This is a genomic window from Hypericibacter terrae, assembly GCF_008728855.1.
Classification (GTDB): domain Bacteria; phylum Pseudomonadota; class Alphaproteobacteria; order Dongiales; family Dongiaceae; genus Hypericibacter; species Hypericibacter terrae.
The window spans coordinates 3,335,704-3,360,964 of the sequence record NZ_CP042906.1 but is presented as its reverse complement, the minus strand read 5'-3'; the positions used below and the strand labels follow the sequence as shown (position 1 = coordinate 3,360,964).

The following is a 25,261-nucleotide window of genomic DNA, read 5'->3' as shown; positions in this document are numbered from 1 at the left end:
GCTTCGGCCTTCCGACCCGCACACCATGACGGCAGAGAGCAGCACCATCACGTCGCCGCCGAGCGACGAGACCTCGGACGCGACGGCGGATCTGGTCCACAAGGTCGAGGCCATCGGCCGCGTACCGATCTTCTCGCGCCTCGATCCCGACGACCGTACGATGCTCGCGGATTTCGTCGAAGAGCAGGACGCCGCCGAGGGCGACATGCTGTTCCGGACGGGCGAGACCGGCGAGCGCATGTATATCGTCTGCGAAGGGGCGGTCGAGCTCGCCACCACCGACAAGCTCGGGCAAAAGATAGTGCTTCACGATGCCGGCCCCGGCGAGCTGTTCGGCGAGCTCTCGCTCCTGGACCAGGGACCGCGCACGGCCAATGCCATCGCCACGGCGGCGACCCATCTCCTGGTGCTCGATCGCGGTGCCCTGCTGCGCTTCGTCAGGGCGCGGCCCGAGGCGGCGCTCGACATGATGGCGGTCATGGCCGGGCGCCTGCGCGCCACCGACCAGCGGCTGCGCCAGGCCGCCGTGCGCAACGCCAACGACGTGATGGCCTCGCATGCGACCCTGATCCAGCGGGCGACCGACGCCATCGCCGAGTTCAGCGGCAGTTTCGCCTTCCTGGTGCTGCATGGCGTCCTGTTCGCGGCCTGGATCGGCTGGAACGTGATCCCGGGCCTGGAGGCGTTCGACCCGTTCCCCTTCGGCCTGCTGACGATGTGCGTGTCGCTGGAGGCGATCTTCCTCAGCGTGATCGTGCTGTTGAGCCAGAGCCGGCAGGCCTCCAAGGACCGGATCCGCACCGATATCGAATATGACGTCAACCTCAAGGCCGAGCTCGAGGTCTCGCATCTGCATGACAAGATCGACAATCTGCAGGCGGAGCTGCTGAAGCGGCTCAATCGGATCGAACGCGATCTGGACCGGTAATCGACGGGCTTGCTTTCCAAGGAGAAGGCCGGATGAAACCGATTGAGGCTGGCGACCGTATCGTGCGCAACCTGCTGTCGGATCCCTATCGGTCCTTCGACGCCCCCGGTCTCGTCTATGAGGGCATGAGCTATCTGCCGCTGGACGAGACGCGGGTGCCCGGCACCGGCTTCCATGTCATCCGCATGGAGCCCGGCACCCTGTCGGCGGCGCATGAACATACCGCCGACGAGATGTTCTATGTGCTGGACGGAGAGCTGATCGAGCGCGACGGCACCCGCTATCGCCGCGGCGACATGGTGCTCTTGCGCGCCGGCACGCAGCATGAATCGCATACGCCCGGCGGCTGCACGCTGCTGGTTTATGTGGAGACGCTGGAAAAGCCGGTTGAATGAGGGGCGGGAGCCCCCGGGGCCGTCACTCGGTGATCGGATAGGCGCGCTTGAGCTGCTGCTCGCGCAGCCACAATCCCAGCAGCACGCGCCAGCCCGCCGGCTCGTGACCGACCTCGCGATGGGCGGCCCCGATCTCGAACAGGATCCGGGTCTGCGCGAACAGATCCCGATAGGCCGAGAACAGCGTGGTGTCGGGATCCCAGATATGGGTCGCTTCGCTGCCGCCGCCGTTGAACTCGACGATGGTGAAGCCTTCGCCCTGCATCAGCTCGCCCAGCGACCGGAAACGGACGTCGAACCGCCCGAAATGGAAGGAGGGGATGGTACGCGCGATCTGGTCGATCCGCTCCGCCAGTTCCGGCGTCACCAGGCGGCCGCCATTGCGGAACATCGCGCCCTTGCAGTGATTGCCGGCGAACACGAGCCGTACCGGCTCGCCTACGGCCGGGACCCAGTGGATGCGGTGCTGATGGCGCGGCAGATAGAGATGGGCCAGACGGCCCGCGCGCGGGTCGCGCCGGATCAACTGCCCGAGCGTCGATTTGCCGTCGCCGACGACGGTGGGGAAATATTTCAGCGTCATCGAGAAGATCCGGCCGACCGCGTCGTTCGGCCGGCGGACATAGAAGATGCCGGCTTCGCCCTCATGATCGACGAAATGCTGGATCAGCAGACGCTCGTTCGCCGGGAAGGCGCGCAAATAGGCGCGGAGCTCGGCGCGATCATGCACCAGCCGCACGCCGGCGCCATGGCAGCCGACGTCGGGCTTCGCGACGAGCGGGAATTCGAGCCCCGCGGCCTCGAGCTGCGCGGTCAATCGGCCGAGATCGCGGTCGATCTCGCCGTCGTCGCCGCGGGCGAAGCTGACATAGGGCGCCACCCATTCGCGGCCCTCGGGCGTCATGCTCGCAAACAGCTTCGTCTTCGATTCGCCGCACAGCCCGCCATGTTCGATCTGCGGGTTGGCCACGGCTGGCAAGGTCAGGCTGCGATGGCGCAAGGCCAGGAGCAGCCAATAGACGATGACCGGCGCATAGAACAACACCGGATGCCAGGATTCGAATGGGGACAGGATTCGCTTTGGCGAACCGACGTGGAGATTGCCTGTTTCTGGCACGGTTGGACGGCGCTCCGTCATGCCTGCACTTCACTTCCAGTTATCGCGGCGGCGTGAGAAGGCGGCCGTGCCATGGAGACCAGGCTGGATTGCGTTGATCGATGGCCAGACTCGGAAGCGGAGCCAGCTTAACATCAAGTCCCACCCGCAGGCGATAAGGCGGAGCGGTCCTTCGGTCGGGGTCGAAAAGAAAGCCAGGTCCTATTATGGCGGGGCGATGACGACGAGGCCGGAGGTTGGTTGCGCTGCAACCGCCGCGGTTTCCGGCCCTGTCCCGGTTCCGCCAGGGGCCTTTGAGGCGCGGGCCGCGGCATGGTTGTATCGTCCCGGGAGAACAGACACGGAAACCCGGGTCGGTCCACACTGTCCGGATCGACTTGCGAGCCGATGTCAACAGGGAGCTGTCCATGGATCGCATTACGGTTCCGCCCGCCGAAGGTCGTGCCATTCCTGTGGCACGGGGCAAGCGGGTTCGCGTCACCACGCCGGCCGGACATCAGGCCGCCGATTTTTTCGCTTACAATGCCGACGACCTCGACGAATGGCTGTCGCCGATGCACACCTGGGTTACGACGCGCTCGATCAAGCCGAAACCCGGCGATTGGTTCCTGAGCCGGTTTCGCCGCCCCATGCTGACGCTGCTGGAAGACAAGGCGGGCGGTTGCCATGACATGCTGATCGCGGCCTGCGACCAGGCCCGCTACACGCAGTTCGGCCATGCCGCACCCCATCGCAGTTGCGCGGCCAATCTGGCCGAGGCGATGGCCGGGCTCGGCCATCAGGTCGCGGTTACGCCGCAGCCGGTCAATTTCTTCACCAACACCCATGTTGAGGCCGACGGCAAGCTGGTCTCGCCGCCCAACCCCGTGGCACCCGGCAGCCATGTCGAGCTAGAGGCGCTGATGAATCTGATCGTGGTGGTGTCGTCTTGCCCCTTCGACCTCAAGGTTCCTGGCTGGACCATCAATGCCGGCGGCGGCGTGACGGAGCTGCTGGTCGAGGTGAGGTGATGATCGACTTCTTCAGACATGCCGGTGAAGGAGTCTGTTGAGGAGATCGAGGAAACATCCCCACCCCCTTGATGGGGGAGGGCAGGGAGGGGGTGACTGACTCAGTCTCCGAAATGCATTCGGAGATTCCGTTCCTCAATCGAGACCGCGATACCCCCTCCCTAACCCTCCCCACAAGGGGGGAGGGGATTGTCTTTCGGATCGGGTTCTCGTTTCTCTCTTGTGAGCAGAAAGAAGCCGAGCGAGGTCGCGCGCCGATACTCGCTAGTTCCTACTAGTTCCGATAGGTCACGCCCGGCAGCACGCACAGCATCTCGAACAGCAGATTGGCGCCGGTGAGCGCCGTGTTGCCGGTCGGGTCATAGGGCGGTGCCACCTCGACCAGGTCGCAGCCGACGATGTCGAGGCCGCGGCAGCCGCGGATCACTTCCATGCCTTGCGTGATGGTGAGGCCGCCGATCTCGGGCGTGCCGGTGCCGCCGGCGAAGGCGGGGTCGAGCCCGTCGATATCGAAGGTGAGATAGACCGGCCCGCCGGCCACCTGCTTTCGCACCTCTTCCATCAGCGGCGCCAGCGATTTGTACCAGCACTCTTCCGCCTGGACGACGCGGAACCCTTGCGCGCGCGGCCAGTCGAAATCCTCGGCCGCGTAGCCGGTGCCCCGCAATCCGATCTGCACGACTCTCTTGCCGTCCAAGAGTCCTTCCTCGACCGCGCGGCGGAAGGGCGTGCCATGCGCGATCGGCTCGCCGAACATGTTGTCGTTGATGTCGGCATGGGCATCGACATGCACCATGCCGACGGGCCCGTATTTCTTCTTGATCGCGCGCAGGATCGGCAGCGCGATGGTGTGGTCGCCGCCCAGCGTCAGCGGGATGCAGTCGTGGCCCAGGATCTCGTCATAAGCCGCTTCGATGATCCCCATGCTCTTCTGCAGATTGAAGGTGTTGATGGCGACATCGCCGATATCGGCCACCGACAGGCTGTCGAAGGGCGCCGCGCGGGTCGCCATGTTGTAGGGGCGGATCAGGCAGCTTTCGGCGCGGATCTGACGCGGGCCGAAGCGGGCGCCCGAACGGTTCGAGGTGCCGGTGTCGAGCGGCACGCCGACGAAGCAGGCGTCGAGGCCCTTGGCCGAGGGCAGGCTCGGCAGCCGCATCATGGTGGCGGGACCGCCGAAGCGAGGCATCTGGTTGCCGCCGAGCGGCTGATAATGTGTCTTGGTCATCTCTCGAGATCTGTCTGAAAGGTGGAATGCCGCCGGATACCGCGGACCGGCGGTCCTCATCCAAGCGGGCGATTGCTCTCCGGCGTGCTGTCTGCTATCGAGCCCCAACCGGTCCATGCGGTCAACCCCGCGCTTTTGGAGATCCCGACAAGCCATGCGTTTCTCCTCTTTCGTCGAGCGCATCGGGGGCGAAGGCGCCGCGGCGTGGGAGATCCATTTCCGGGCGTCCCAGCTCAAGCGCCAGGGCAAGGACGTCATCCTGCTCAGCGTCGGCGACCCCGATTTCGACACGCCCCCGGCCATTGTCGATGCGGCGATCGAGAGCCTGCGCCAGGGCCGCACGCACTATGGCGAGGTGGTCGGCGACCATCGCCTGCGTGCCGCGATCGCCGAGGCCCATGAGGCGCGAAGCGGCCAGCCGACCGACCCGAAGCAGGTGGTGGTGGTGGCCGGCGCGCAATGCGCGCTCTATGCCGCCGCGGTTTGCGTGCTCGACCAGGGCGACGAGATCATCGTGCCCGAGCCCGCCTATGTCACCTATGAGGCGGTGGTCGGCGCCAGCGGTGCCCGCATGGTGTTTGTGCCGCTCCGGCCCGAGCGCGGTTTCCAGATCGAGCCCGAGACCATCGAGCGTGCCGTCACCGCGAAGACCCGGGCGGTCCTGATCAACTCGCCGCATAACCCGACCGGCGCCGTCATCACCCGCGCCAACTGGGAGCGCATCGCCGAGATCTGCGTGCGCCACGACCTCTGGCTGCTGTCGGACGAGGTTTATGCCGGCCTTATCTTCGAAGGCGAGCATGTGAGCCCGGCGGGTCTGCCCGGCATGGCCGAACGCACCGTGACGATCAACAGCCTCTCCAAGTCACATGCGATGACGGGCTGGCGCCTGGGCTGGAGCATCACGCCGGTCGAGCTGGCCGAGCATATCGGCAATCTGGCGCTCTGCATGCTCTATGGTTCGCCGCCTTTCATTCAGGACGCGGCCCGCCAGGCCTTCGCGGTGGAACCGCCCGAGGTGTCGGCGATGAAGCAGGGCTATCGGCGTCGGCGCGATCTCGTCTGCGGGCGGCTCGGCAATGTGAAGGGCCTGCGCTGTCATCGGCCGGAGGGCGGCATGTTCGCCATGGTGGATGTGCGCGGCACGGGCCTCTCGGCCCATGATTTCGCGAGCGGGCTGCTCGATGCCGAAGGCGTGTCCGTGCTGCCGGGCGACGCCTTCGGCCCCAGCGCCGCCGGGCATGTGCGGATCTCGCTCGGCAATGCCGACGAGGAACTGGCGCGCGCCTGCGATCGGATCGAGCGCTACGCCGCCAGACTGGCGCCGTAGCCGGGGCAGGGGACGTCGCGATGCATATCCTGGCGGTCTTTGCCCATCCGGTTCGGGAATCCTTCACCGGCGCCTTGCTCGACGCGTTTCTCGAGGGCGCTGCCGAAGCCGGGCACGGCACCGAGACGGCCGATCTCTATCGCGAGGGCTTCGAGCCCCGCTTTCAGCCCGAGGATTTCGTGCAATTCAAAGGCGGCGCCATGCCCGAGGCGATCCGTGAGGAGCAGGCGCGGGCCGACCGGGCGGAAGGCATCGCCTTCGTCTTTCCGGTCTGGTGGTGGTCCTTCCCAGCCATTCTGAAGGGCTGGATCGATCGCGTGATGTCGCAGGGCTGGGCCTATGATTTCTCGCCGGCGCGATCGCGCGGGCAGCTGGCCGATCGCCCGGTGCTGTTGCTGGCATCGGCCGGCTCGCGCGAAGGCACCTATCGCAAATATCGCTATGACGACGCCATGGCGACCCAGATCGATGTCGGGATCCTGGGTTATTGCGGGCTGCGCAATGTCTCGACCCGGATCCTCTACGACGTCAATGACGACGCGGCGCTGCTCGCGACGCACCTGGCGGAGGCGCGGCGCTGCGGCCGGGAATTCGGGCGCTGGCCGCACCCGGCGACTCTCAAGCCGGGTGCGGTGCGCGAGGCCTAGAAACCGGACGTCAGAACATCCAGGTCGCGGGATTGGGATAGGGCTGCTGCTTGCCGACATACTGCATGCCCTTGACGCAACGCACGATCCACCAGACCACCACCAGCAGCAGGATCAGCCAGCCGATCAGGATGATCGTCGTCAGCACGCCGACGATCGAGAACAGGATGCCGATCCAGAAGGTGCGGATCTGGAGGCGGTAATGGGTCTGCACCCATTCCGGCGCCTCGCCCTTGTTCATATAGGCCATGATCACGCCGACCAGCGCTGTCACGCCGACGATCAGGCTGACGAGATAGAGGATGTAAATCAGATTGGCGGTAGCGCCCACCTTTGTTGTGTCGATTGAATTGCTGCTCACGGCACGGTCCCCCTCACCGGTGTTTGAAGATACGTCAGCAATCTAGGACAATCGGCGGGAAGGGCGTAAGTCCGAAATCCTAGGACCGGCTGCCCCGGTCAGGGACGCGGCGCAATGAGACCGGTGAAGACGATCTTCACCTGGCGCGCCATCTCGCGCTTGAGGTCTGCCAGGGTGCGTTCTTCCCGCGCCACGAATCCCATGAAGAGGCTGTTGCAGGACGCGAACAGGAGGTCGCCGGCCGCCCGGCAATCGACGCCGGCGGCGATCTGGCCGCGCCCCTGCATTGCCAGCAGGAGCTCGCCCACCTGGTCGGCCAGCTTGCGGTCGAGCTGGGCATAGCCTTGGCCGAAGGGGGAGTCGGCCTGGGTGAGGGCGGTCGCCATGGCGTTGCGCCACATGCTTTTGCTCAGATGCACCAGCGAGTGATCGACGTAATGCTCGAGCAGCCTGCGGACGGCGGCGACCGGGTCCTTGGGCGGATCCGCGATGATGTCCCGGCCGGCCGCGCGGACCTCCTCGCCGTCGCGCGCCACCAGCGCCAGCAGCAGGTCGCCCTTGGATTCGAAATGATTATAGACGGTCCCGGCCGCGACCTCGGCCTGCTCGGCGATGGCGTCGACGGGCGTCGCGTCGAACCCGTCGCGCCGGAACAGGTTCTCGGCCGCCGCCAGGATCGAACGCCGTCGTCCCGCTTTCTGTCGTTCGCGCAGGCCGGCCATCGGGAGCGACAATCTCCGTCAGAATGAGTTCGTTGGAGCTTGACGCAAATTTAGAGACGGTTCATTTTTTCGGCAAGCCCTTCCGGACGGCTTGCGGAAGGCGAAGATCGGGACTCGAATCCCGTCACCCCAGAGGAGGCTCTCGTCATGATCCGTTCGCATCTCCGCATTTCACGCCGCCGTCTGCTGAAGACGGGCGCCGCCGGTGCCGCCGCGGTCGGCACGTTCTCGATCATCGGGCGCGCCAGGGCCGCGGAGGAAATCAACGCGTTGGTCTGGTGCGATCATTCGGACCCGGCCCTGCTGAAGCCGTTCGAGGACACCTACGGCATCAAGGTCAATACCAAGGAGTTCGCCGCGACCGGCGAGGCGCTGGCGATCCTCGAGCAGTCGCAGCCCGGCGACTGGGACGTGCTGGTGCTGGACACAGTCGACATCACCAAGGTGGCGGCGATGGGCCATCTGGCGGCGCTCACCAAGTCCGATTATCCCTGGGACGACATCTTCCCGCAGCTGACCACCGAGAGCCTCCATTTCCTCAACGGCAAGCTCTACGGGATCCCCGAGAAGTTCGGCTACAACACGGTCGCCTACAACTCCTCGAAGGTCGATCCGGCCGACATGCGCAAGGCCTCGGTGCTGTGGAACGAGAAATACAAGGGCCGAATCGCGATCTATGACTACTATGTGCCGCTGATGCAGATGGTGGCGATCGGGATCGGCATCATCCCGCCGCAGCTGACGCAAGACCAGCTGCCGGCGATCAAGGCGAAGCTCCTGGAGATGAAGCCGCTGGCGGCGCTCATCGGCGACGTCGTGACGGTGCAGAACGCGCTGGTCAGCGGCTCGGCCGACATCATCGCCGGCGGCGGCGAGTTCGCGACCGCGGGCCTCCATGGCGAGAACCCGGCGCTCGACTGGGTGTTGCCGGACGAGGGCGGCATCCGCTGGATGCAGTCGCTCGCCATCTTCGAGAAGAGCAAGCGCAAGGAAGCCGCCAGCAAGTTCGTGAAATACATCATGAGCCCCGCCGGCCAGGCCCGGCTCGCGACCTCGGCCTGCTATTGGGCCATGCCCGCCAACAACAAGGCGGCCCTCTCCGACGAGCAGAAGAAGATCCTGCGCTGGGACGAGCAGCCGACCTTCCTCTCGAAGTCCTACCACTACATGTCGCCCAACCCGGAGATGGACAAGGCGATGCTCGAGGTGTGGACGGAGTTCTTGAACGCGTAGTGGGTTCGGAACGGTCGTCGGTGGTCGGAGCAGCCCCCTCCCTAGCCCTCCCCCTGGTAGAAGGGGGAGGGGACAATAATTCCGCGGCGGCTCCTCTCACTGTCCTCTCCCCCGCGAGGGGGAGGGTTAGGGAGGGGGCAAACTCGCTCTCGGCCGAGTCTGCGCTCGCGCGGTTCCCACCATGACCGTGCTCACGCCGCACTGCCGCCTCGACCTCACCCGTTGGGCCACCTGGCCGGCGGCGCTCTGGACCGGGCTGTTCTTCCTGCTGCCGCTGCTGATCATGCTGGCCGTGAGTTTCTCGGCGCGGGTCGACAACCGGATGCTGGCGGTCTTCACGCTCGACAATTACGCCGCCTTCTTCACGCAAGGCGGCGGCGTCTATGTCGCGGCGCTCCTGAACTCGGTCGAGGTGACGGCGATCGTCACGCTGGTCAGCCTCGCGGTCGCCTATCCGCTGGCCTACATCCTCGCCTATGGCGTGCCGGCGCGCTGGCAGCGGCTGCTGCTCGTGGTCATCGTGCTGCCCTTCTGGACCTCCTATGTAATCCGCTCCTACAGCTGGCTGCTGGTGCTGTCGGAGAAGGGCGTGATCAATCAGGTGATGATGGCGCTGGGTCTGTTCGACCAGCCGATCGGGCTCGGCAACACGCGCGGCGCGACGGTGCTGGGCTTTGTCCATTTCTTCACGATGCTGCTCACCCTCACGATCTATGCCAACCTGGTGCAGATCAAGGAGAGCTACCGGAAGGCCGCGGCCGATCTGGGCGCCTCGCCCTTGCAGGTCTTCCTGCGCATCACGCTGCCCTTGAGCCTGCCCGGTGTCGCCGTCGGCGCCTTCCTCACCTTCGTGCTCGCGATCGGCGACTACATCACGCCGCAGATCCTGGGCGGCAGCCGCGAGCTGCTGCTGCCGCAGGCGATCATGCTGCAGATCAGCCGCCAGGCGAATTTCGAGATGGCCTCGGCCATGAGCATGGTGCTGATGCTGGTGGTGAGCGCTGCCTTCCTCCTCTTCGCGCGCCATCTGCGCATGGAGCGGGTCTGAGCCATGAGCGCGCGCCGAATCTTCGCGATCGTCTATCTGCTGCTGGCGCTGGGCTTCATCTTTCTGCCTGTCGTGATGCTGGTGCAATACTCGTTCCAGGACGGGCTCCTGCCGGTGCCGCCTTTCAAGGGCGTCTCCTTGCGCTGGTACGAGGCCTTCCTCGCCAACGACCGGCTGATCCATGCCATGGGCAACTCGACCCTGGTGGCGATCGCTTCGTCGGCGGTGGCGACGACGCTGGGCTTCCTCGCCGCCTATGGCATGGCGCGGCGCAAGCGGCGGCTCAATCTCGGGCTCCAGCTTCTGTTGATGGCGCCCATCGCCGTCTCCTATCTCATCATCGCGATGGGCCTCCTGATCGTCTTCAACTGGCTCGGCATCTCGCGCTCGCTGCTGGCGGTCGGGATCGGCCATGTCGTGATCAACCTCCCGCTCTGCTTCGCCATCGTCTATTCGCAGCTGGGCGAACATCAGGCCAATATCGAGCGCGCCGCGCATGATCTGGGTGCCAGCGACCTCAAGGCGCTGCTGCTCATCACCGTGCCGATGCTCTGGCCGGCCTTGCTCGCAGGCTTCCTCATCGCCGCGACGCTCTCCTGGGACGAGTTCGTGATCGCCTTCCTGCTCTCCAAGTTCGAAGTCACCATGCCGGTGATGATCTGGAGCATGCTGCGCTCGGGCCTCAACCCGGCCTTGAATGCCGCCGGTACCGTCGTCTTCGCGATCTCGATCCTGTTCGTGATCCTGATCGAGCTGATCCAGGCGCGGAGCCGGCGTCATGGCTGAGACCAAAGAACCGCTGGTCCGGCTCGAAGGACTCTGCAAGAGCTACGACACGCAGGTCGCGGTCGAGCGCTTCGACCTGTCCATCGCCAAGGGCGAGTTCGTGGTGCTGCTGGGTCCCTCGGGCAGCGGCAAGACCACGGTGCTCTCGATGCTGGGCGGCTTCACCGAGCCCAGCGAGGGCCGGGTGCTGATCGAGGGCGCCGACGTGACGGCGCTGCCGCCGGCGAAACGCCCGACCGCGACGGTGTTCCAGGATTACGCCCTGTTCCCGCATATGAGCGTGCGCGCCAATGTCGGCTTCGGGCTCGCCATGCGGAAGGTGAGCAGGGTTGCGCGCGACATCCGCGCCGACGAGGTGCTGAAGCTGGTCGGGCTCGAAGGCTTCGGGTCGCGGCGCGTGCATCAGCTCTCGGGCGGCCAGCGCCAGCGCGTGGCGCTGGCCCGCGCCATCGCGGTCAAGCCGGCGGTCCTGCTGCTGGACGAGCCGCTGGGCGCCCTCGACCTGGCGCTGCGCCGGCAGATGCAGGAGGAGCTCGTCCATATCCAGAAGCGGCTCGGCACCAGCTTCGTCCATGTGACCCACGACCAGGAGGAGGCGATGAGCGTCGCCGACAAGATCGTGGTGATGAACAAGGGCCGGGTCGAGGATCGCGGCACGCCCTCGCGCATCTATCGCCGCCCGGCCAGCCTCTTCACCGCGACCTTCATGGGCGAGAACAATATCCTCCCTGCCAAGCTCGTGGCCCGATCGGGCGACGAACTCACGGTGGAGACCGCGCTCGGCCGCTTCCTGCTGGTGGGCGGCGAGGACGCGTCGGCCCTGCAGCCCGGCGCTGCACTCCACGTCGCTCTTCGCCCCGAGCAGATCTTTCCGGCGGCGACGGCGCCCGAGGATGCGGTGCCGCTGGGAGCGGCCATCCTGACCGAGCTGGTGTTCCAGGGAACACACTGGCGCGCCCATGCCAAGGCCGGCGGCAAGGGGGCGCTCGATCTCTTGCTGCGGTTGCCGCCCGATCTGGCGCCGGCCGCGGGAGAGGCTCTCGACATCCTTGCCCGCCCCCAGGACATGACGGTGCTGACACGCTGACCCTGGCCTCTCGATGAAGATTCTCGAGACGAGACGCCTCATCCTGAGGACGCTGAGGCCGGACGACCTCGACGACCTGTTCGCGCTCTATCGCGATCCGGAGATCCGCCGCTATTTTCCCGACGGCACCCTGACCCGCGAGCAGACCCGGGAGGAACTCGACTGGTTCGTCGGAGGCGGCGATCCCGATCATCCGCGGCTGGGACTCTGGGCGACCCTGGACAAGGAGACCGGCCGCTTCATCGGCCGTTGCGGCCTGATCCCCTGGGGCATCGACGGACGAGATGAGGTCGAGGTCGCCTATCTGCTCGCCAAGGACCATTGGCGTCAGGGGCTGGGTGGCGAGATCACCCAGGCCCTGCTGCATTACGGCTTCAAGGAGTTAGGCCTGTCGCGGCTGATTGCGCTGATCGATCCGGAGAACCAAGCCTCGATCCGCACGGCCGAGAAAGCGGGCCTCCGGTTCGAGCGCCGCATCGAGCATGAGGGAATGCGCTGCTCCCTCTACGCAATCGCGACGCCGGTTCGGTGATGGGTCGTCGAAGCCGCGCGATCCTGGCGCCGCCGATCCTCAGTCTGTCACAGCCGCACGCCAACGGTTGAGAAGGCCACCGCCACCGGGGTCTGGAAATGATTTAGAACCGTTCCGCCGATGGCGGCAAGAACGATGGCGGCAACGCAGGCGGCAATGAAGCTACGCATTTCAGCCTCCGATTTGGGCTCAATCCGTCCGAGCCATAACGCGACGCAGCCGGAGAATTTGCGGCGAGGCTCTTAGCCATCATTCCGCTTCTGCCGCTCTCGCAGATAGTCGTCCGTGGTGCGCGGCCTCGGGCGCGCCGGTGCACCATAAGGATCGAGATCGTCTTCGGTTGCGGCGATGACCCGGCAATCCGCGCACATCTTGATGACGTCGAGGCGCTTCGCCGAGCCCGGATACATCCAGTGCTTGCCCTCGAGTTTTGCCGCCACCCGTTCGATCGTGCTTTTGACGCCGAACGGTTTGTTGCAGCGGATGCAATGAAAGGGTTCTTCCTCCTTCAACACACGCGCCGTCCCGGCGGTCGTACGGAAGTTCATCCGTGGCACGAGGCTGATGACCTTCTCGGGACAGGTCGCTTTGCACAGGCCGCATTGCACGCAAGCGTCTTCGGTAAAGCGAAGCTTCGGTGCGTCCGGATCGTCTGACAGCGCCCCGGTCGGGCAGGCCGAGACGCAAGACAGGCAGAGCGTGCAGCCCTCGGCGTCGATCTCAACGGCACCGAACGGCGCCCCCGCCGGCAAGGCGACGACGTCGACCGGGGAGGCGGCGGCCCGGTGCAGTTCGCCGAGGGAAAGCCGAAGGACGCTCCGCTTGGACCCCAAGGGCAGGAAACTCGCGGGGCGCGGTACCGCGGGAGCGGGCACGATTGCGCGGAGCTGGTCACCCAGCACAAACGGATCGTCCGTCTCGATCGTTGCGACCCTGGTGTCGCCGAGGCCCAGGCCCTGCAGGACGGCATCGGCGAGCTCGATCGTCTGCGTCAGGCCAAGAGGATCGTGGCGCGGCTTCTGGCGTAGAAGAAAGCGGACCGCGCTGGCGCCATAGGCGAACGCCGCGACGGTCGCCTCCAGCCCGACTTGCGTCGACTCGTTGACCGACAGCGGCAACACATAGGCTGGCAATCCGTCGCCGTGACGGGCAAGAGCGTCGATCAATGATGCGCCATGTGGTTCATCATGCAGGAGCAGGACAGGATCCAGGCCGCCGGCGTCACGATAGGTTGTGAGCAGCGTTCGTATCTTGCGCAGGAGGGCGTCGACAGGGGGAAGGGCATAGCTCGCCGCGCCGGTCGGGCAGGCGGTCGCGCATTGACCGCAACCGGCGCAGATCTTGTCATCGATCGTCACATGATCGCCCGCGGGCTTGATGGCGCCGGTCGGACAAAGGTCGAGGCAGCGGTGGCAGCCGACGATGCCGGAGCGGGAATGCGCGCAGAGCTCTTGGGAAAAGTTGATGTAGCGGGGCTTGTCGAAACGACCCACGAGATCGCGAGCCCGCAATACCGCGGCGAGCACACCGGCGGGATCGGCCGGATCGGCGCGCAGATAGCCGTCGCGGAGGTCAGCCGCGGCAAAGAGGGGGCCCCCTCCCGATAAATCGAGCAGGATGTCGCAATGAGAGACGGCTCCATCGCGCCCGGCCCCGAAAGTGAGGGCAGTGCGCGACGACGGTGATGCCGTGGCATAGCCGTCCACGACGATTTTGAATGCGCCCAGATATCCCGTTGCGGACCGGATGCGCCCTTTGACGACGGGAAACACGGTCTGCCGCGGCGCCGTAATGTCGGCGCTTCCGACAATCATGACCGTGACGTCGAGATGATCCTCGAGGCGCTGGGCGGCTTCGACGGCACGGTCATCGCATCCATAGATCAGCACGACCCCCTCGCTGACGAGCTCCACGAAGGAGGTATCTGGCATCGGTTCCGCAGCCGCAGCGACAAGTGCTGCCATTTTGGGTCCCGCACGGGTGGCATCGGCCGACCAGCCGGCGGTTTCGCGAAGGTTCACAAAGGCAATGTCGCTGCCATTTTCGCCGGCGACCTCGCGAAACAGGGGTGCCTCCTGCGTGCAGCCAATCGTCACCGGGGAGTCCGAAGCCAAGGCGGTTCGAACACGCTCCAGCTCCGCCCGGCAAAACTGCCGTCCCACGACCACGCCTGCATCCGGGCAGGCGCGCCGCATCGCCTTGGCGTCGGTCGGCATCGTGTCTTCGCAGGAACACAGCAGAATTGTGCGCTGTTCGGCCATTTCGGCAACCTCGGTCTAAGCGGTCCTGGCCGCGCGCCATTCCCGAACTATATTGTTCCAAGTCCACAAAACAACAAGCGCTCTGCGCAATCGGGCCTCGGAGGTCAGGAGCCAAATGCCACTCCAAAACGCAGAGGAGCATTTTAGGCATTCTCTCGACCTGCCGCCTCCTTTCCGAGCGGTAACCTTGCGCGAGGCGGGCGATGCTTTCGAGCATGCCTGTCGCAGTGCCGGCGAGCTCGGCGCCGGAACACTGGTGGTCGTCGGACGCTTCGACCTCGCGGAATTCGCTTTGGTCCTGGAGCCCGACGAGCCCCTTGCCGTCGCCCGGCGCATCTTCTTTGGCGGCATGACGGCACTTGTCGACGCGTTATCCGCTGTGGCGCCGCCCCAGAGGTCCATTGCGATCGATTGGCCCGGTACCCTCCTTGTCGATGGCGGGCCGGTCGGTGGCGGCCGGCTCGGTTGGCCCAGAGGAACGAAAGAAACGATGGTTCCAGAATGGCTTGTGTTCGGGGGGATGATCCGAACCGTCTCGATGTCGGGCGCGGAGGCCGGGCTTCACCCCCACTCGACGGCACTCCAGGAGGAGGGCTTCGACCCCGCCGGCTCGGATCGCCTGCTGGAAGGCTTCACGCGCCATTTCTTGACAGTCACCGATTGCTGGTACGAGAACAAATTTGCTGTTTTGTCGAAGAGTTATGCCGCAAAGCTCCACTCGGGCGAGAACTCAAGCTATAAAATCGACGAGCAGGGCGATCTGCTGATCCGCAGGCCGGCACGACCGGTCGAGCGACGCAAGCTCCGGTCGGCGCTCGATGTCGTTTCATGGCTGGATCCCGATACGGGAGTGCCGAAGATTTGAGGTTGTTGCGTACAATACGGCTCGATCCGTCGGATAGATTCGTATTCCCAGTCGCGGCGGTGCCGGGCGAATGGGCGGTGTCGGGAACATTCATGTTCTCTGAGGACGAACTGGCAATGTTGGATGGGAAACGCCGCGCCGCTTTCCGGAGCGGATTTCTCGGCATCCCTTCGCTCGGATGGTCGACTCTGGCGCAGATCGTGTCGGTGGGCCCGCATGACCGTGCGGCGGCGGTCGAGATGTTGACGAGATGTTTGCAAGACCGGTTCGGCGCGCCGGACCTCGCCGCGGCGCGCACCGCGGCAGAAATGGAGTTCGAATTTGCCGGATCTCTCTGCAGCCAGTCGCCGGGAACCCTGATCGGCCTCCAGCGCCATTTTGAGAACGATGCCATTCGCGAAAGCTTTCGCGTCCTCTCTCGGCGCACGGGTGCCGCGCCGCTTCAGGGCTTTTCAGTCCTCGAAGCGGAAGAGTTGGACGAAGGGGAGGCGCCAGATGGTTCCGCGGCGCCCGAATCGGGAGGCCGAGGATGAGGGATTTCTGGCTCTCCTGCGGGCATCATCTCGTCGATCGCGACGCCAGCGGCAGTCTCCTGCCGACCGATGAGTTCCTCAAGGCCTATGCAGCCCGGCCGGAACTGCTGCCGCCGCCGGAGGCCTGCGTCGCGGAACGAAGCCTGCACGCGGCCATCTGCGCTCACCCGCGCCAACCCATCGCCGGTGACCAAGTCGCAATGATTGCCGATCGCGATGCGCGCGAGAACTGGGAGCAGATGATCGCCTTTCGTGATCATCTGCTGCGCCACAGGACATTGGAAGCGTCCTATCTCGATCTCGCGCGCGGCGGTGTTGGCAGGACTCCGCCGCTGTTCCTGAACCAACTCTGCCACCTCATTCTGCGCAATGTGCTCGATGGGTGCGAAGATCCCTTTGTGATGCGCGCCGCGGAATTGTTCTTCCGCCCGCAGCGCATGGCGTCATTCAACGGTTCGCTGATCGCTGCCGATGAGGAAACGATTGCGGCTGCGGGCGCGGCGGCATTGTCTCCCCTGATGTCCATGCTCGGAAGTCCGGTCGGAGCCGGTGTCGACGTTCTCGGCGACGAGAATGCGGAGAGCTATTGGCGCCGAAGCGATGCCTTCGACATGGCGATCGATCTCACCACCGGGCGACGCGGTCTCGTCGCGTTGGGCGAGGTGCTTCGACGCTGGATCTCGCATTTGCTGGCGGTCGAGGTGACGATCGAGGCGATAACCGAGCTGCGCGAAGTCGATCTCACCTGGTATGTGGGACTCGATGCTGTCGGCACCGCCGTCGGAGATGCGCTGTGGAACGGCGAAGCTATGGATGATGCAACCCGCGCCGCCGTCGTCGGGATCTATCGGTTGACGTTCGACAATCCGCGCGACGTTGCCGACGCAGTCGGCGGGACACCGGTGTACCTGATTCTGGCGAAATCCTCTGACAACATCTTGCGCATGAAGCCGCAGAATCTTCTGACCGGCCTTCCTCTGCGTCAAATGGAGCCCGTCAATTGACCGAAGCGCGGCCGTTTGAATCCATTCCGGTCGGCGTCGTCGTCGAGCGTCGGCGGCCGAAGTCGGCGTGGTTCGACTTGATCTGGCGGCCCACCAGCATTTTCGGCGGAACATCCGGTGCGAAGCCGTGGACGGTTCTCTCGGAAGAGGGAGACTTGGCATTGATCTATGCGGGCGCCACGGAGATCGAGCTTTACCGGTCCGAAACGGGAAATTACCGTCAGAATCTTGAATCGCCGATGCCCAGTGTCTGGGTCATCCTGCAGCCGTGCGGCGGAGAGCCGCCTTACAAACTCGCTGCGGTGACGGTTGACCCCGCAGAGGGGGAAGGGCTGACGGAGGCGGGCGCGGCGATCGTCGAGATGCTGCCGATGCCGGAGGCGATCCGTGAAAAGGTCGCGGCTTTCGTGGGCCGGTATCACGTCGAGCAGGTGTTCGAGAAGCGGGAGCGGGTTCGGGCCGATCCTGAGGCATTGGCGCGGCAAGGCCGCCGACATAGGCAGACCCATGGATGAGCCGGAAGATTTCCTTTCCCGCTGGTCGCGCCTGAAACGCGATCGCGGCCCCGATCGCAGCAACGGATCGGAGCCGAAGGACCGGCAGACGGCCGTCCCGTCAGAGCTGCCGGAAGCGTCGACCGGCACCAGTATTGCCATGCCGCTCGATCACGCCGTCTTGCCCTCGATCGAGTCGATCGATGCCGGATCCGATATTCAGGCGTTTCTGGAACCGGGGGTCCCCGCCGCGCTGACGCGCGCCGCGCTTCGCCGTGCCTGGACGTCCGACCTCTCGATCCGCGATTTCGTCGGCCTGTCCGAAAGCTCTTGGGACTTCAACGCCCCCGGGGCGATTTTCGGCTTCGGTTCGGTTGACAAGGAGAAGATCCAGAGTTTGTTGGATCGCGCCTTCGGCATGCCGGCCGCGCCGGGGGACGACAGGCCGCCCTCGGCAGCCATGATAGAGGCCGGCCAGCCTGCGCAGGCCGGGACCGGCGCCGAGCCAACCGGGCAGACCGATATTCAGCCATTTCCCGGAGCGTCCTCTCCGGAGACGTGCGGGTCCAGCATGGGGTCTTCGCACGAAATTGACATGACGCAATGGGATGGCATCGGCATGACACTGCAACGTCCCGCCGTGCCGGCGCCGCTCGAGGCGGGCGAGCGGCCGAGCCACCGCCGTCACGGTGGCGCCTTGCCAGACGCCTCCGGGAGGAAGACAGGTTGACGGAGATGACGGACCAAGGGCCTAGGGTGGCGATCCAGGCGGTGACGGGCGCGGCTCCGTCGCCCGAACTCCCTGGCGTGCCATCAGAGAGCAGCAGGGATGTCGACGTGGCGCGCGCCCGGGAGTACGGGTTGCTTGCCGTCCTTCTCGCGCGCGCTCCCGATCGCCCATTGCTCCGGCGCATCGCCACAATCGAAGGCGGGCCGACGCCATTGGGCGCTGCGCACGCGTCGTTAGCGCAGGCCGCAACGGATGCGCAGGCAGACTCGATCGAACGCGAGTATTTCGAACTGTTCGTCGGCGTCGGTCGCGGCGAGCTCATGCCCTATGGCTCCTATTACCGGACCGGCTTCATCAATGAACGGCCCCTGGCCCGGCTCCGGGAAGACCTGCTTGCGCTTGGGATCGAACGGGTCGAGGGGGAGACGGAGCCTGAGGATCACGCAGCCCTTCTCTGCGAAATCATGGCCGGCCTGATCGATGGACGCCTTCGCGGATCGGACGACGCACAGCAGGGCATCTTCGATCGTCACCTTGCTCCATGGATGGGCCGTTTTTTTTCCGATCTGGAGCAATCCGAATCGGCAGACTTCTATCGTCATGTCGGGACGATCGGTCGGCTCTTTATCGAGATTGAACGGGCAGCGTTCGCGCTGCCCGTTTGAGTGGAACCGTGGAAGACGGAAGGAAACGACAATGAAATCGGCACGCAAGGCGACTTTGAAGCGTCGTGATTTTCTGCTCGCGCTCGGCGCCGGCGCTGCGGCAACGGCGGCAGCTCCGCTCGCGACGAAGGCGGTCGCCGACACCGAAAGCTACGACGAGAAACGCAAAGCCCGGTACCGGGTGACCGACGACGTCAAGGCTTTCTACCGCGTCAACCGGTATCCGGCCGCCTGAAGGAGGCAACCTTGCTGATCAAGCGCACTGAACGTCCGGCTCGGCGCGATCCGTTGTCGGCGCTCTCGGGTCCGCCGGAGGGAACGCTCAACCGCCGGGCCTTCCTCCGCCGTTCGGGCTTGGCCGCCGGCGGTCTCGCGACCATCGGCGCACTGCCGCTCGCCAGTATGCGACAAGCGGAGGCGGGCCCTCCGCCCGTGCCCGGTGCCTCGGTCGAAATCCGCAAGAGCATGTGCACGCATTGCTCCGTCGGCTGCACGGTGACGGCCGAGGTCTCGAATGGCGTATGGATCGGGCAGGAGCCGAGTTGGGACAGCCCGATCAATCGCGGTTCGCATTGCGCCAAGGGTGCTGCGGTACGCGAGCTGGTGGTCGGCGAACGGCGGCTCAAATATCCAACCAAGCTCGTCGACGGGCAATGGACCCGCATTAGCTGGGCCGACGCCATCAACGAGATCGGCGACCGGATCCTGGAGATTCGGGAAAAATCGGGCCCGGATTCCGTCTATTGGCTCGGATCGGCGAAATTCTCCAACGAGGGCGCCTATCTTTTCCGCAAGTTCGCCGCGTTCTGGGGTACCAACAACTGCGATCACCAGGCAAGAATCTGTCATTCGACCACTGTCACGGGCGTGGCCAACACCTGGGGCTTTGGGGCGATGACGAACAGCCTCAATGATATCCGAAACGCGAAGACCCTGGTGATCATGGGCGGCAACCCGGCGGAAGCGCACCCGGTGTCGTTGCAGCATCTGCTGGAGGGCAAGGAGCTCAATCGCGCGAACTTCATCGTCGTCGATCCGCGTATGACCCGGACGGCCGCGCATGCGACCGAATATGTACGCATCCGTCCCGGCACCGACATCCCGGTGCTCATGGGGATGATGTGGCACATCTTCCAGAACGGCTGGGAAGACAAGGAGTTCATCGCACAGCGCGTCTATGGGTTCGAGGAAACACGCAAGGAAATTGACAAATGGACGCCTGAGGAGGTCGAACGCGTCAGCGGCGTGCCGGGAGAGCAGCTCAGGCGCGTCGCCGAGATGTTCGCCACGCAAAAGCCCGCGACGTTGATCTGGGCTATGGGACAGACCCAGCACACGATCGGCACCGCCAACGTGCGCGCGAGCTGCATCGCGCTCCTGGCGACCGGCAATGTCGGCAAGCCGGGTGCCGGCGCCAACATCTTCCGCGGCCACGACAATGTTCAGGGGGCGACCGATGTCGGCCTCGACGTCGTCACCCTGCCTTTCTATTACGGTCTGACCGAGCCCGCATGGCGGCATTGGGGGCGGGTCTGGGAGGTCGATTACGACTATCTGGCGTCGCGCTTCGATTCGAAGAAGGTGATGGAAGGTCCGGGAATTCCGCTGACGCGCTGGTTCGATGCGGTCCTGCTGCCCAAGGACCAGATCGACCAGAAGGACAACGTCCGGGCGATGTTCGTGCAAGGGCATGCGAGCAACAGCATCACGCGCGTTCCGGAATCGATGAAGGGGTTGGCGAAGCTCGACCTCTTGGTCGTTGCCGACCCGCATCCGACCACCTGGGCCTCGTTGGCCGCCGAGTCCGGCCGCAAGGACAATGTGTATCTGCTGCCCATCTGCACGCAGTTCGAGACGTCGGGCTCCCGCGTCGCCACCAATCGTTCGCTTCAGTGGGGCGAGCAGATCGTGAAGCCGGCCTTCGAATCGAAGGACGATTACGAGGTCATGTATCTCCTGGCCCAGAAGCTCGGTTTCGCCGATCCAATGTTCAAGAACATACAAGTCGAGAATGGCCGGCCGTTGCCGGAGGACATTCTGCGGGAGATGAACCGCGGAAGCTGGAGCACCGGCTATACCGGCCAGTCGCCCGAACGTCTCAAGCTGCACATGGCCAACCAGAAGGATTTCGACCTGGTGACGCTGCGGGCCAAGGATGGCCCCTGCAAGGGCGATTATTACGGCTTGCCCTGGCCCTGCTGGGGAAAGCCCGAGCTGAAGCATCCGGGCACGCCCATTCTCTACAACACGGGCCTGCCGGTGATGGATGGCGGCAGCGGGTTCCGGGCGCGTTTCGGTGTCGAATACAAGGGCGCCAATCTGCTGGCAGAAGGAGCCTATCCGGCCGGCTCCGAAATTCAGGACGGCTATCCCGAGTTCACCCTCGGAGTCCTGAAGAAACTCGGCTGGGATAAGGATCTGACGGCCGAGGAGATGGCGGCGATCGAGGCGATCGGTGGGAGCGCCGACAAAATCGACGCCGTCTCCTGGTCGACGGACCTTTCCGGCGGGATCCAGCGCGTGGCCCTGCAGCATGGCTGCGCCCCTTATGGCAATGCCAAGGCGAGGACCGTGGCATGGAACCTGCCGGATCCGACGCCGACGCACCGCGAGCCGATCTATACGCCGCGCGTCGATCTCGTCGCCCAGTATCCGACTTATCCGGATGCCAAGCAGTTCCGTATCCCGAATATCGGCTTCTCGATGCAGAAGGCAGCGATCGACAAGGGCGTCGCCAAGGATTTCCCGCTGATCGTCTCGTCGGGTCGGCTGGTCGAGTATGAGGGCGGCGGCGAGGAGACCCGGTCCAACAAATGGCTGGCCGAGCTGCAGCAGGACATGTTCATCGAGATCAACGTCGCCGACGCTGCCGCACGCGGCATCAAGGATGGCGGCTGGGTCTGGGTGATGGGGGCCGAGAACGGTTCGAAGGCGAAGATGAAGGCACTCGTCACCGAACGGGTCGGCAAGGGCGTTGCCTGGATGCCCTATCACTTCGGCGGCTGGTTCGAGGGCAGGGATCTTCGCTCGCGCTATCCGCAGGGCGCCGATCCGTACGTGCTGGGCGAAAGCGCCAACACGATCTTCACCTACGGCTACGATCCGGCGACGGGCATGCAGGAACCCAAAGTCAGTCTGTGTCAGATCAAGGCGGCATAAGGAGACGGCATCATGGCTCGAATGAAATTCCTCTGCGACGCCGATCGCTGCATCGAGTGCAATGCCTGCGTCACCGCCTGCAAGAACGAGAATGAGGTTCCCTGGGGCATCAACCGCAGGCGCCTCGTCACCCTCGATGACGGGCTGCCGGGCGAGCGGTCGGTTTCGATGGCCTGCATGCATTGCACCGATGCGCCCTGCCAGGCGGTCTGTCCGGTGGATTGCTTCTACACCACTGCGGACGGCGTCGTGCTGTGGTCCAAGGATCTCTGCATCGGCTGCGGTTACTGCTTTTACGCATGCCCGTTCGGCGCTCCGCAATATCCCCAGATCGGCAATTTCGGCACCCGCGGCAAGATGGACAAGTGCACCTACTGCGCCGGGGGTCCCGAAGAAGACGGGAGCATGGCGGAGTACGAGAAGTATGGGGCGAACCGGCTGGCCGAGGGCAAGCTGCCGCTCTGCGCCGAGATGTGCTCGACCAAATCATTGCTGGCCGGCGACGGTGAGATCATCGCCCAGATCTACAAGGAGCGTGTGGTGACGCGCGGCTACGGCTCCGGCGCCTGGGGCTGGAAGACGGCCTATCGCGAGACGATCAGTTGATCCCTTTGCCACCGGGGCGGAAACCAGAGGTCACGTCATGATGACTTTCAGCGCCAGGCTTCGTGTCGTCTTCGGAGCGCTCGCCTTTTCCGTGTTGTTGATCGCGGCGCAGGCGGCCCGTGCAGAACAGCCCGCTGTGATCGACCCGGATGCCAGCGCGGTGAGCGAGGATCATCTCCTGCAACAGGAGCCGATAATTGACGGCCGGATCAGCATCCCGGACACGAGAGCCGCGGTCCTGGAGCAGCCGTTCGGGCGCGACTGGCGGTATTATCGCGTGGTGATCCTCCGCGGAATCGGCGCTCTTGCCATACTCGGTACGCTGGCCGCACTGGTCGCCTTCTATCTTTGGCGCGGTAAGGTGCGCATCGAGAAGGGGCGCTCGGGACGCAAGGTCCTGCGTTTCAACGGATTCGAGCGGTTCGTCCACTGGATGACGGCAAGCTGCTTCATCGTCCTGGCTGTCACCGGGCTCAACATCACCTTCGGCAGGCCGCTCTTGCTCCCTCTGCTGGGCCTCGATGCCTTCAGCGCCTGGTCGGTATGGGCAAAATATGCCCATAATTATCTGAGCTTTCCCTTCACTCTCGGCGTGTTTCTGATTTTCGTCATGTGGCTGACCGGCAATATCCCGAACCGCACGGACGTCGAATGGATAAAACGCGGTGGTGGGATCGTGGGGCGCGATCACCCCCCGGCCGCCCGTTTCAATGCCGGCCAGAAGGCGGTTTTTTGGATGGTGGTGCTGGGCGGCAGCGCCATGGTCCTCAGCGGCTATCTGCTGATGTTCCCGTTCTATGGGACCGGCATCTACGAGATGCAGTTGGCTCAGATGGCCCATGCCACCGTTGCGATGCTCTTCATGGCCGGGATACTGGGACATATCTATATCGGCACGGTGGGCATGGAAGGCGCCTTCGAGGCGATGGGCGAGGGCACCGTCGATCTCAATTGGGCGGAGGAACACCACAGCCTCTGGCTGGAAGAGGAAGCGACGCAAAGCCGCGATGCCACCCGTCCGCGTGCCACGGCGCCGCCCGCTGAATAGACGTCGCCCCTAGCGCCTAAGCCAGTTCCGACACCGAGGGCCTGGACGCGCCCTCGGGCGTTCAGAGGACCTTTCCGGGGTTCATGATGCCTTTGGGATCGATCGCCAGCTTGATCCGCTCCATCAACTCGAACTCGATCGCCGGCTTGTAGAGGCGGACTTCCTTGTTGCGCAGCTGGCCCAGCCCGTGCTCGGCGCTGATGCTGCCATGGTGGCGGGCCGAGACGTCGTGCACCAGGCGGTTGAGCCTTCCCATCTCGGCGAGGAAGGCCTCCGGCTTCATGCCGGGCGGCTGCAGCAGATTGAAATGGACGTTGCCGTCGCCCAGATGGCCGAAGGCATAGACGACGATGCCCGGGACGGCCGCCTCGACCGCCGCCGTGGCCTCCCTGATGAAGGCCGGCACGGCCGAGAGCGGCACCACCACATCGTGCTTGATGCTTGCGCCGACCGCGCGCTGCGCCTCGACGACGGCCTCGCGCAGGAACCAGAGGGCGGCGGCCTGCGTCTCGTTCTGGGCGATGGTCGCCTCGCGCACCAGGCCGTCTTCCATCGCCGCCGCGAGGGCTTCCTCGGCGACGGCGGTGATGCCGCTGTTCTCGCGGCTCGACGTCATCTCGATCAGCAGGTAGGCGTCGTGCGGGTCGGGGAAGGGATCGAAACTGCCCGGCACATGGGCGATCGCCTTCTCCAGCGCGACGCGCGGGATCATCTCGAAGCTGGTGAGCCCGTCGCCGCTGGCGGCGCGCATGCGGCCGAGCAGGGCCAGGGCCGCGTCCAGCGAGGCGACCGCCACGAAGGCGCTGGCCCGTTCCCGCGGACGCGGAAACAGCTTCAGCACCGCGGCGGTGATGACACCCAGCGTGCCTTCCGCGCCGATGAAGAGATGCTTGAGGTCGTAGCCGGCGCTGTCCTTGCGCAGCGCCCGCAACCCGTTCCAGATCCGTCCGTCGGGCAGCACCACCTCGAGCCCGAGGGTCAGGTCGCGCATATTGCCGTAGCGCAGCACGGCGATGCCGCCGGCATTGGTCGAGAGATTGCCGCCGATGCGGCAGCTTCCCTCGGCGGCGAGGCTCAGGGGAAAATGGCGATCCGCCTGGGTCGCGGCCTCCTGCACCTGCTGCAGGATGCAGCCCGCCTCGACGGTGATGGTGTAGTTGGCAGCATCGAGCGCGCGGATCTTGTTCATGCGCTCCAGCGAGAGCACGAGGTTGTTGCCGTTGGAGCGGGGCGTGGCGGCGCCGGCGAGGCCGGTATTGCCGCCCTGCGGCACGATCGAGACGCCGGCCTCCGCGGCCAGGGCTACCACGCGCGACACCTGCTCGGTGCTGCGCGGACGGACCACCGCCAGGGCCTCGCCGTGATAGAGCTTGCGCCAGTCCGTCAGATAGGGCGCGGTGTCGCCCGCCGCCGTCAGCAGGTCCGAAGGCTCGAGGATCTCGGCGAGGCGTTCCAGAAGCGGCATGATGTTC

General features: G+C 65.1%; 27 protein-coding genes. 20 read left to right on the top strand and 7 right to left on the bottom strand.

What is annotated here, in order from left to right:
* Positions 1–25: 25 nt before the first annotated feature.
* Both FRZ44_RS15345 and FRZ44_RS15340 read left to right on the top strand, forming a co-directional pair.
* Positions 26–928 carry a DUF1003 domain-containing protein gene (locus FRZ44_RS15345; RefSeq protein ID WP_151178005.1) on the top strand — a complete coding sequence of 301 codons (903 nt, stop codon included), beginning with the start codon at positions 26–28 and terminating at the stop codon, positions 926–928.
* Positions 929–960: 32 nt separating this feature from the next.
* The gene (locus tag FRZ44_RS15340; protein WP_151178004.1) at positions 961–1,323 is read left to right on the top strand and encodes a cupin domain-containing protein; all 363 of its coding nucleotides are present in this window, start codon (positions 961–963) and stop codon (positions 1,321–1,323) included.
* A 22-nt stretch (positions 1,324–1,345) separates the two neighbouring features.
* Here FRZ44_RS15340 and FRZ44_RS15335 read toward each other — a convergent pair whose 3' ends face one another.
* On the bottom strand, positions 1,346–2,368 hold the full coding sequence (locus tag FRZ44_RS15335) for an ATP-grasp domain-containing protein (protein WP_191908115.1): 1,023 nt from the start codon (positions 2,366–2,368) through the stop codon (positions 1,346–1,348).
* 479 nt (positions 2,369–2,847) lie between these two features.
* Here FRZ44_RS15335 and FRZ44_RS15330 point away from each other — a divergent pair, with 479 nt between their 5' ends.
* On the top strand, positions 2,848–3,450 hold the full coding sequence (locus tag FRZ44_RS15330) for a DUF1989 domain-containing protein (RefSeq protein ID WP_151178002.1): 603 nt from the start codon (positions 2,848–2,850) through the stop codon (positions 3,448–3,450).
* Positions 3,451–3,724: 274 nt separating this feature from the next.
* On the opposite strand, the gene speB is transcribed toward FRZ44_RS15330, so the two are convergent.
* Positions 3,725–4,678 carry an agmatinase gene (gene speB / locus FRZ44_RS15325; protein ID WP_151178001.1) on the bottom strand — a complete coding sequence of 318 codons (954 nt, stop codon included), beginning with the start codon at positions 4,676–4,678 and terminating at the stop codon, positions 3,725–3,727.
* A 154-nt stretch (positions 4,679–4,832) separates the two neighbouring features.
* Between speB and FRZ44_RS15320 the strand changes: the two genes are divergently transcribed.
* Together FRZ44_RS15320 and FRZ44_RS15315 are read left to right on the top strand one after the other, a co-directional pair.
* The gene (locus FRZ44_RS15320) at positions 4,833–6,008 is read left to right on the top strand and encodes a pyridoxal phosphate-dependent aminotransferase (RefSeq protein ID WP_151178000.1); all 1,176 of its coding nucleotides are present in this window, start codon (positions 4,833–4,835) and stop codon (positions 6,006–6,008) included.
* A 20-nt stretch (positions 6,009–6,028) separates the two neighbouring features.
* Positions 6,029–6,655 (top strand): NAD(P)H-dependent oxidoreductase, encoded by a 627-nt coding sequence (locus FRZ44_RS15315; protein WP_151177999.1) that lies wholly within the window; start codon positions 6,029–6,031, stop codon positions 6,653–6,655.
* A 10-nt stretch (positions 6,656–6,665) separates the two neighbouring features.
* On the opposite strand, the gene FRZ44_RS15310 is transcribed toward FRZ44_RS15315, so the two are convergent.
* Positions 6,666–7,016, bottom strand: coding sequence for a DUF4870 family protein (locus FRZ44_RS15310; RefSeq protein ID WP_151177998.1), 351 nt, complete (start codon positions 7,014–7,016; stop codon positions 6,666–6,668).
* A 98-nt stretch (positions 7,017–7,114) separates the two neighbouring features.
* Complete coding sequence (locus FRZ44_RS15305) at positions 7,115–7,738, bottom strand: TetR/AcrR family transcriptional regulator (RefSeq protein WP_151177997.1); 624 nt, start codon at positions 7,736–7,738, stop codon at positions 7,115–7,117.
* Positions 7,739–7,885: 147 nt separating this feature from the next.
* Between FRZ44_RS15305 and FRZ44_RS15300 the strand changes: the two genes are divergently transcribed.
* The 5 genes from FRZ44_RS15300 (at position 7,886) to FRZ44_RS15280 (ending at position 12,424) form a co-directional block, all read left to right on the top strand.
* On the top strand, positions 7,886–8,971 hold the full coding sequence (locus tag FRZ44_RS15300) for a polyamine ABC transporter substrate-binding protein (RefSeq protein ID WP_151177996.1): 1,086 nt from the start codon (positions 7,886–7,888) through the stop codon (positions 8,969–8,971).
* Between the two features lie 181 nt (positions 8,972–9,152).
* The gene (locus tag FRZ44_RS15295; RefSeq protein WP_151177995.1) at positions 9,153–10,019 is read left to right on the top strand and encodes an ABC transporter permease; all 867 of its coding nucleotides are present in this window, start codon (positions 9,153–9,155) and stop codon (positions 10,017–10,019) included.
* Positions 10,020–10,022: 3 nt separating this feature from the next.
* Complete coding sequence (locus FRZ44_RS15290) at positions 10,023–10,805, top strand: ABC transporter permease (RefSeq protein ID WP_151177994.1); 783 nt, start codon at positions 10,023–10,025, stop codon at positions 10,803–10,805.
* Entirely contained in the window at positions 10,798–11,892 is a 1,095-nt protein-coding gene (locus tag FRZ44_RS15285; RefSeq protein WP_151177993.1) for an ABC transporter ATP-binding protein, read from the top strand. Before FRZ44_RS15290 ends, FRZ44_RS15285 begins: the two co-directional genes overlap by 8 nt.
* Before the next feature lie 13 nt (positions 11,893–11,905).
* Positions 11,906–12,424 (top strand): GNAT family N-acetyltransferase, encoded by a 519-nt coding sequence (locus FRZ44_RS15280; protein ID WP_151177992.1) that lies wholly within the window; start codon positions 11,906–11,908, stop codon positions 12,422–12,424.
* A 47-nt stretch (positions 12,425–12,471) separates the two neighbouring features.
* On the opposite strand, the gene FRZ44_RS27500 is transcribed toward FRZ44_RS15280, so the two are convergent.
* Together FRZ44_RS27500 and FRZ44_RS15275 are read right to left on the bottom strand one after the other, a co-directional pair.
* Positions 12,472–12,594, bottom strand: coding sequence for a hypothetical protein (locus FRZ44_RS27500; RefSeq protein WP_263641891.1), 123 nt, complete (start codon positions 12,592–12,594; stop codon positions 12,472–12,474).
* A gap of 72 nt (positions 12,595–12,666) precedes the next feature.
* Positions 12,667–14,685 carry a 4Fe-4S binding protein gene (locus tag FRZ44_RS15275; RefSeq protein ID WP_225308282.1) on the bottom strand — a complete coding sequence of 673 codons (2,019 nt, stop codon included), beginning with the start codon at positions 14,683–14,685 and terminating at the stop codon, positions 12,667–12,669.
* A gap of 187 nt (positions 14,686–14,872) precedes the next feature.
* Here FRZ44_RS15275 and FRZ44_RS15270 point away from each other — a divergent pair, with 187 nt between their 5' ends.
* The 10 genes from FRZ44_RS15270 to FRZ44_RS15225 all read left to right on the top strand — a co-directional run bounded on the left by FRZ44_RS15270 (position 14,873) and on the right by FRZ44_RS15225 (position 23,789).
* Complete coding sequence (locus FRZ44_RS15270; protein ID WP_407657986.1) at positions 14,873–15,550, top strand: biotin/lipoate--protein ligase family protein; 678 nt, start codon at positions 14,873–14,875, stop codon at positions 15,548–15,550.
* Positions 15,514–16,083 carry a DUF6505 family protein gene (locus FRZ44_RS15265; protein WP_225308281.1) on the top strand — a complete coding sequence of 190 codons (570 nt, stop codon included), beginning with the start codon at positions 15,514–15,516 and terminating at the stop codon, positions 16,081–16,083. The genes FRZ44_RS15270 and FRZ44_RS15265 overlap by 37 nt, the downstream gene beginning before the upstream one ends.
* Positions 16,080–17,087 (top strand): DUF6352 family protein, encoded by a 1,008-nt coding sequence (locus tag FRZ44_RS15260; protein WP_151177990.1) that lies wholly within the window; start codon positions 16,080–16,082, stop codon positions 17,085–17,087. Before FRZ44_RS15265 ends, FRZ44_RS15260 begins: the two co-directional genes overlap by 4 nt.
* On the top strand, positions 17,084–17,602 hold the full coding sequence (locus FRZ44_RS15255; protein WP_151177989.1) for a DUF3305 domain-containing protein: 519 nt from the start codon (positions 17,084–17,086) through the stop codon (positions 17,600–17,602). The genes FRZ44_RS15260 and FRZ44_RS15255 overlap by 4 nt, the downstream gene beginning before the upstream one ends.
* The gene (locus tag FRZ44_RS15250; RefSeq protein ID WP_151177988.1) at positions 17,595–18,311 is read left to right on the top strand and encodes a DUF3306 domain-containing protein; all 717 of its coding nucleotides are present in this window, start codon (positions 17,595–17,597) and stop codon (positions 18,309–18,311) included. Before FRZ44_RS15255 ends, FRZ44_RS15250 begins: the two co-directional genes overlap by 8 nt.
* A 107-nt stretch (positions 18,312–18,418) precedes the next feature.
* Positions 18,419–18,976, top strand: a complete 558-nt coding sequence (locus FRZ44_RS15245; protein WP_225308280.1) for a TorD/DmsD family molecular chaperone — start codon at positions 18,419–18,421, stop codon at positions 18,974–18,976.
* A 31-nt stretch (positions 18,977–19,007) separates the two neighbouring features.
* The gene (locus FRZ44_RS15240) at positions 19,008–19,211 is read left to right on the top strand and encodes a formate dehydrogenase (protein ID WP_151177987.1); all 204 of its coding nucleotides are present in this window, start codon (positions 19,008–19,010) and stop codon (positions 19,209–19,211) included.
* Between the two features lie 11 nt (positions 19,212–19,222).
* A complete protein-coding gene (locus tag FRZ44_RS15235) occupies positions 19,223–22,135 on the top strand; it encodes a formate dehydrogenase subunit alpha (protein WP_225308279.1) in 2,913 nt (970 codons plus the stop codon).
* A 12-nt stretch (positions 22,136–22,147) separates the two neighbouring features.
* Positions 22,148–22,741: a formate dehydrogenase FDH3 subunit beta gene (gene fdh3B, locus FRZ44_RS15230; protein ID WP_151177986.1), complete on the top strand. Its 594-nt coding sequence runs from the start codon at positions 22,148–22,150 to the stop codon at positions 22,739–22,741.
* A gap of 37 nt (positions 22,742–22,778) precedes the next feature.
* Positions 22,779–23,789, top strand: coding sequence for a formate dehydrogenase subunit gamma (locus FRZ44_RS15225; protein WP_151177985.1), 1,011 nt, complete (start codon positions 22,779–22,781; stop codon positions 23,787–23,789).
* 61 nt (positions 23,790–23,850) lie between these two features.
* Here FRZ44_RS15225 and FRZ44_RS15220 read toward each other — a convergent pair whose 3' ends face one another.
* Positions 23,851–25,254 carry an FAD-binding oxidoreductase gene (locus tag FRZ44_RS15220; RefSeq protein WP_151177984.1) on the bottom strand — a complete coding sequence of 468 codons (1,404 nt, stop codon included), beginning with the start codon at positions 25,252–25,254 and terminating at the stop codon, positions 23,851–23,853.
* Between the last annotated feature and the right edge of the window lie 7 nt (positions 25,255–25,261).

What these genes read in the sequence shown, in the direction of transcription:
- FRZ44_RS15340 (WP_151178004.1), top strand. Translation starts at nt 961, where the DNA reads ATGAAACCGATTGAGGCTGGCGACCGTATCGTGCGCAACCTGCTGTCG.
- FRZ44_RS15275 (WP_225308282.1), bottom strand. Translation starts at nt 14,685, where the DNA reads ATGGCCGAACAGCGCACAATTCTGCTGTGTTCCTGCGAAGACACGATG.
- FRZ44_RS15295 (WP_151177995.1), top strand. Translation starts at nt 9,153, where the DNA reads ATGACCGTGCTCACGCCGCACTGCCGCCTCGACCTCACCCGTTGGGCC.
- FRZ44_RS15345 (WP_151178005.1), top strand. Translation starts at nt 26, where the DNA reads ATGACGGCAGAGAGCAGCACCATCACGTCGCCGCCGAGCGACGAGACC.
- FRZ44_RS15285 (WP_151177993.1), top strand. Translation starts at nt 10,798, where the DNA reads ATGGCTGAGACCAAAGAACCGCTGGTCCGGCTCGAAGGACTCTGCAAG.
- FRZ44_RS15315 (WP_151177999.1), top strand. Translation starts at nt 6,029, where the DNA reads ATGCATATCCTGGCGGTCTTTGCCCATCCGGTTCGGGAATCCTTCACC.
- FRZ44_RS15225 (WP_151177985.1), top strand. Translation starts at nt 22,779, where the DNA reads ATGATGACTTTCAGCGCCAGGCTTCGTGTCGTCTTCGGAGCGCTCGCC.
- FRZ44_RS15240 (WP_151177987.1), top strand. Translation starts at nt 19,008, where the DNA reads ATGAAATCGGCACGCAAGGCGACTTTGAAGCGTCGTGATTTTCTGCTC.
- FRZ44_RS15290 (WP_151177994.1), top strand. Translation starts at nt 10,023, where the DNA reads ATGAGCGCGCGCCGAATCTTCGCGATCGTCTATCTGCTGCTGGCGCTG.
- FRZ44_RS15220 (WP_151177984.1), bottom strand. Translation starts at nt 25,254, where the DNA reads ATGCCGCTTCTGGAACGCCTCGCCGAGATCCTCGAGCCTTCGGACCTG.
- fdh3B (WP_151177986.1), top strand. Translation starts at nt 22,148, where the DNA reads ATGGCTCGAATGAAATTCCTCTGCGACGCCGATCGCTGCATCGAGTGC.
- FRZ44_RS15250 (WP_151177988.1), top strand. Translation starts at nt 17,595, where the DNA reads ATGGATGAGCCGGAAGATTTCCTTTCCCGCTGGTCGCGCCTGAAACGC.
- FRZ44_RS15305 (WP_151177997.1), bottom strand. Translation starts at nt 7,738, where the DNA reads ATGGCCGGCCTGCGCGAACGACAGAAAGCGGGACGACGGCGTTCGATC.
- FRZ44_RS15260 (WP_151177990.1), top strand. Translation starts at nt 16,080, where the DNA reads ATGAGGGATTTCTGGCTCTCCTGCGGGCATCATCTCGTCGATCGCGAC.
- FRZ44_RS15265 (WP_225308281.1), top strand. Translation starts at nt 15,514, where the DNA reads ATGGCTGGATCCCGATACGGGAGTGCCGAAGATTTGAGGTTGTTGCGT.
- FRZ44_RS15330 (WP_151178002.1), top strand. Translation starts at nt 2,848, where the DNA reads ATGGATCGCATTACGGTTCCGCCCGCCGAAGGTCGTGCCATTCCTGTG.
- FRZ44_RS15300 (WP_151177996.1), top strand. Translation starts at nt 7,886, where the DNA reads ATGATCCGTTCGCATCTCCGCATTTCACGCCGCCGTCTGCTGAAGACG.
- FRZ44_RS15280 (WP_151177992.1), top strand. Translation starts at nt 11,906, where the DNA reads ATGAAGATTCTCGAGACGAGACGCCTCATCCTGAGGACGCTGAGGCCG.
- FRZ44_RS15320 (WP_151178000.1), top strand. Translation starts at nt 4,833, where the DNA reads ATGCGTTTCTCCTCTTTCGTCGAGCGCATCGGGGGCGAAGGCGCCGCG.
- FRZ44_RS27500 (WP_263641891.1), bottom strand. Translation starts at nt 12,594, where the DNA reads ATGCGTAGCTTCATTGCCGCCTGCGTTGCCGCCATCGTTCTTGCCGCC.
- speB (WP_151178001.1), bottom strand. Translation starts at nt 4,678, where the DNA reads ATGACCAAGACACATTATCAGCCGCTCGGCGGCAACCAGATGCCTCGC.